Source organism: Rhizobium sp. LjRoot98, assembly GCF_964252935.1.
Lineage (GTDB): Bacteria > Pseudomonadota > Alphaproteobacteria > Rhizobiales > Rhizobiaceae > Pararhizobium.
In genome coordinates this window covers 1-5,021 of record NZ_CAXUPW020000038.1, presented here as the reverse complement: position 1 = coordinate 5,021, position 5,021 = coordinate 1, and the positions used below count along the sequence as shown (strand labels likewise).

At 56.3% G+C, this 5,021-nt stretch carries 3 protein-coding genes and 1 pseudogene; 2 read left to right on the top strand and 2 right to left on the bottom strand.

The genetic code is table 11. The annotated features are described in order from the left end of the window. The first annotated feature begins 64 nt into the window (after positions 1-64). A pseudogene (locus ACSQ3J_RS31125) lies at positions 65-1,164 on the top strand (type IV secretory system conjugative DNA transfer family protein). A 554-nt stretch (positions 1,165-1,718) separates the two neighbouring features. On the opposite strand, the gene ACSQ3J_RS31120 reads toward ACSQ3J_RS31125, so the two are convergent. Continuing rightward, entirely contained in the window at positions 1,719-2,969 is a 1,251-nt protein-coding gene (locus ACSQ3J_RS31120) for a DUF763 domain-containing protein (protein WP_060504454.1), read from the bottom strand. 155 nt (positions 2,970-3,124) lie between these two features. On the opposite strand from ACSQ3J_RS31120, the gene ACSQ3J_RS31115 reads away from it, so the two are divergent. Then, on the top strand, positions 3,125-3,598 hold the full coding sequence (locus ACSQ3J_RS31115) for a hypothetical protein (protein ID WP_060504430.1): 474 nt from the start codon (positions 3,125-3,127) through the stop codon (positions 3,596-3,598). A gap of 184 nt (positions 3,599-3,782) precedes the next feature. Here ACSQ3J_RS31115 and ACSQ3J_RS31110 read toward each other — a convergent pair whose 3' ends face one another. Further along, positions 3,783-4,862: a YihY/virulence factor BrkB family protein gene (locus ACSQ3J_RS31110; RefSeq protein ID WP_436041152.1), complete on the bottom strand. Its 1,080-nt coding sequence runs from the start codon at positions 4,860-4,862 to the stop codon at positions 3,783-3,785. Positions 4,863-5,021 lie beyond the last annotated feature (159 nt).

The following is a 5,021-nucleotide window of genomic DNA, read 5'->3' as shown; positions in this document are numbered from 1 at the left end:
CCCCGAGCTTCGGGCCGAGTGGATCAGTTCTTTTACCTATACGACGATCGCGCGCTTTGCGGTTATGGCGGGAAAACAGTTCGACGGGGTTTACGGCTCGCTTGCCGCAGCCGTCCGGCCGTTTAAAAACAATCGGATTCTGCGGGCGACAGCGCGATCGACCTTCGACATTCGCGCGATGCGGCGCGAGAATATGAGCCTGTATCTGGATTTCCGGATCCAGCAGGTTGCGTCCATTGGGCCGATCTTTAACGTGCTGATGGTCCAGTTCATGGACTACATGTCGCGCACCATGATGACGCGCGGCGAGCGCCGCGTTCTGGTCTTGCTCGATGAGTTTCAAAACTCGGCAAACTGGAAAATGCCCTCACCGTCGCGACCGTTCTTGGCGGCTACGGCATACCCTGCTGGTTCTTCGTCCAATCTCTGCGGTCGATCGACAACGTCTATACGCGCGAAGGTCGACAAACGCTGGTGAATTCCGCACGCGCCCAGATTTTCCTTGGAGCGCAGGACCCCGAGGACCAGCGTTATGTCTCGCAATTGCTTGGTGAGAGGAAAGAGGTCACTGTTGATAAGGCCGTTTCGACTGGCGTCACGCTGTTTGATCGCAAGGGGGCAACTATGTCGCACAGGACGGCGATGCGCCCGCTCATGCGGCCGGATGAACTGGGAGCCATGAACGAGACGCGCTGCATCATCAAGTTGCGGAATCAGCAAGCCATATTCGGCCTTCGAAACTTCTATTATGCCGATGATAAACTGATGCAGCGCGCTTGGCTGCCAATCGCCGCAACCAGTCAACAACGACGGATGACAAGAACTCCGAAGGTGGTGGTAGAGCCCATTGACCCACCACTAAAACAAGCTGCGCCGATTGGGGTGGCACCGGGCGCGACGTTTGCGCAGAACGCCCATCATACCCGCACGCCCACGTCGATCACGATGCAAGACGAACCAGCTCTGGTTAGGAGCTGCGAAGAGTTGACCCCGACCAAGACAAAGCCCAATTTCAGGGCCGCGATCGAAGAGAGCGCTCGTCGTCATAGCGTCGCAGATGAGGCAATCGGACGGGTTCTGGATTTGTTTGGAACCACGCCGGCGAAAAAACGCGCTATCAAAAAGCTTCAGAAGGAAATTTCGGGCGCATTCAGCGATGAATAGTGAGCTTTTTGGCAATCAACGTCGGTCAGGTTTCGGCGCAACGTCGCGCGCGAAGACCTCAACCTTGAAGCCTTCGTGCGCCTTGATCAGCGCCGTGAGATTGGCCTCGTCTTTTACCTGAAGCTTTTCCGGCTCCAGAATTGACCCTTGGATGACGACATCGGAGGCGCGGCCAACCTCACTTTTGACCTGTGGGGAGGATATCGACGGCAGCGACAAAGGCCACGGCGGAGACAGACAGTAAAAATGCGGACAAACGGATGTTCATGGGACCTCCCGGACCATTGGGATAAAAAGAAAAGCCCGGCGATGAGACCGGGATTCGTCGCGGGGCGTCGGATCAATGAGCAGCAACCAGATGCATCTCCTATCAAAAAACACGTCACCGCAGGTTACCCGCCAGAGCGACTTGGCAGACACGGAAATAGGATCTGCGGTTTCTAACGATCTCCAGAAACACTAATTTCGACCGGGAAAAACAGATGCTCACGGTTAAGGTTGTCGAGGATACAGCTTTCGATTTCGACAACTTCCCGATAACGCGATGCGCAGTTTCACTCCCCGCGCAATTCGCTTTCCCAGCCGAAAACACTGCGTGACTCAAAAATCTCGGACTGGGAGTATTCTCCGGCGACGATCTCTTTCAAGGCGGGACCCGTGACATACCTCTCAAGCTGTCTCGCCTGATCATCAAGGCGCTTCAGTGCCTGCAACTCTTCATCCCGCCCAAGTCTCGCTCGCCTGACCGCAGATTTCATCACCCCGATCGTCTCGTCATAGACCTTGATGGGAACGGGGTATGGGTGGCGGTCCTTGCCGCCGTGTGCCAACGAAAATCTGGCCGGATCCGTGAACCGGCACGGCGCCCCATGAACGACTTCGGCAACCATAGCCAACGCCTTGACTGTGCGTGCCCCTACTCCTGGCGTGAGAAGCAAATCCTGGAAATCGACAGGACCGCGATCGGCAGCGGCAGCGAGCGTGGCGTGCAGCCTGCGCATGTTAACGTCGCTCTCCCGAACGTCATGATGGGCCGGCATGACGAGGTGTCGCAACAACGGGAGATCATCTTCAACGGGACGAGCGCGAGGAGCATAGTCGTCAAGGGATGCAATCTCCGTTACAATCTTGTCAGGTCCCATCGTATCCAGCAGCTCAAGCTGTGCGCGGCGAGAAGGCTCTGCTCTCGCATCGGCAAGGTTGACGATCTCGCCCTGCATTCTCCCCTCGATCGCAGCGTGTGGCGAGTTGAGGAAATCTGTTAGCCCCTCTGATAACCAATGATAACGCCGAGCTTGCCGACGTTCGCCGTTCATCCCTTGCTGGACGACAACCCATTTGCCATCGTCGGTTACCACAAACCCATGAAGATAGAGGTCAAACCCGTCCTGAACCGCGGCGCTGTCGATCTTGGCCACGAGCCGACTGGTACTTGCCAGCGCTTCACCATCGACGCCTGTCTTCTCACCGACAAGGGTTAGTTCCGAAGGCGTTTTTCTGGATTGCGCGCCGCGCCCTCCACAGACATGAATGCCGAGTTCGCGAGCACGCGGCGTCAAACCACGCTTTAATGAACCGATAACGCTGGTCGTTATGCCGGACGAGTGCCAATCCATCCCCATCACCGCGCCGAAAGACTGGAACCAGAATGGGTTGGCCAATCGACGAAGAAATTCGTCACGTCCGTAATGCAGAACAATCGCCTCGGTGATGACGGCGCCGAGACGAGTCATACGATCCCCGAGCCAAGAAGGAACGCGTCCGCCGTGAAGCGGAAGATCAGCACTGCCGGCACGACGAGCCAAATATCTGTTCCTCAAGTCTTGGAAAATGCGCAGCGGCACCATAACCGCTTGTCGATATATAGTCGCGATATCAAAGAATTTCCAAAGAACGCCGCACCGGGCGGAACTTCCAAGCCGAAAACCGATTATCCGGCACGATCACAGGAGATATTGTCATGGCCAATCCCGACCAATCCCCGGCAGTGGAATCCCTAAAGAAGGAGCGCGCTCGCCAAGCCCCGAAGTCAAATCCCGAGGAGCTTGACAAAGCCCTTGAAGCAACATTTCCTGCCTCTGATCCAGTTTCCGTATCCCACACATCCGTGTCTTCCGGTCGAGCCAATACGGATGCCGCGGAGAAGGTCGCAAAGGGTCTGGACGCCGGTTCGGAGGTTTCCGCTCCCCTTGTCGATCAGGCACTTGACGCGACAGGTGAAGGGCGACACGCTCGAGGCGAAGGCGCCGCATACCGTCGCGAGGCAGAACGCCTCGGCCAAACCGTCTCGGATTTTGCCACTGGATCGACGGAGGTCGCAAAGTCCAGGGTTATGGGGGTAGCCCGTCAAGTCGAAGACTACGCCAAGTCAAAACCGCTCAAGGCCGCTGCCGTCGTCGCTTCGATAGCGTTCCTGTTCGGACTGACCCGGTAGGGAAGGAAATAGAAACTTAATGTGGTGTAGTGGCATGCGCCGCCTTGCAATCTTCGAGCGGTTCTCGCTCATATTGCAGGATCGTCGTCATTAGCTATTTCTGTGATGCCAATCAGTGGGAGCGGTATTTCTGCGTGGGCGCATCTCGGCGATACGCTCTATCCATCGACGAATTTGCGTCGAGTCAACGATCGACAGTTTCTCCGACCGTATCTGCGACGTAGGCGCCGCGCGCACCCATCGGCCGCGGTCGTCCTGTGGTCGTATCCTGCTCGGTCTGATGCTCAAGTTCCGCGTTGAGCTCTCCGCCTATGAACAGAATGGCGATTGATAGCCATAGCCATACCAGAAAGCCGATCAGTACTCCGAGCGTTCCGTATGTCGCACTGTAGTTTGCGAAATGGTCAAGGTAGATCGAAAAGCCGACGGACATTCCACACCAGCCGACAGTCGTGAGAGCCGCGCCCCATGTAATCCATCGAATCTTTGCGGGCTGCCTGCTCGGCCCCAAGCGGTACACGGCTGAGGAACCGACAAGCACGAATGCCAGCAATAAGGGCCACCGAAGGATCAACGCCGCACGCTCGATGTCCTGATCGAGCCATATGTAAGTCAACGCAACAGGCAAGATTGCTATAAGCCCGACCATTGCCACCGATGCGAAAATGCCCGCTGCCGTAAATGCGAGACCTAGTAGGTTGAGGGATATAAAGCCACGCTTCTCCTCCTCCTCATACGCAATATTCATTGCGTCGAAGATCGCCATCGTGCCGCGATGCGTTCCCCAGATGGCAACGCCCAGCCCGATGAAAAACGTAAACCCCAAAGTGTTGTCGTTACGCTTTGCCAGCACTTCGATTTGATCCGCAAATAGCTGAAAAGCCCCGGTTGGCAGGAATATTCCTACGTCGCGAAGATGGTGTGAGATATCTCCAGGATCGGCAATGAGGGCATACAGTGACACAAGGCCCGCCAACGCCGGGAAAATAGACAGGAAGAGATAGAACGCTACACCTGCCGAAACGAGCATCACACGATCGTCCAGAACCTCGTTATAGGTGCGATAAAGGACATCGAGAAGACCTCTTGCAGGTATTTGCTCAGGCGTTCTAGCCTCTCGCCCTCGACCGCTTGGGTTTGCGTGGACTGGGGTGTGATCATCTGCTGCCGATCGCGACAAAGCCCACAGAGAAACGCCGATGACAACAGCGCCGGCAATGGCTTGCAAGCGGGGATCATTCTGCAGCCTGCGCATATCTTCAATGGTCTCCCGATATCGCCTATGCGTATACCCTTGCACGCGCACCGATTGAACTTGCGCCGGCGTATTCTGTTCCATCGCCTCCCGAAAGGGCGTCCACCTTTCAGCTCTGGAAACCCACCCAGGGTCGATGGTCGTGTCGGTTTCACTCTGCACAAGGAA

Bases quoted from the DNA above. Each gene is read 5' to 3' on its own strand.
- ACSQ3J_RS31115 (WP_060504430.1), top strand. From the start codon at position 3,125: ATGGCCAATCCCGACCAATCCCCGGCAGTGGAATCCCTAAAGAAGGAG.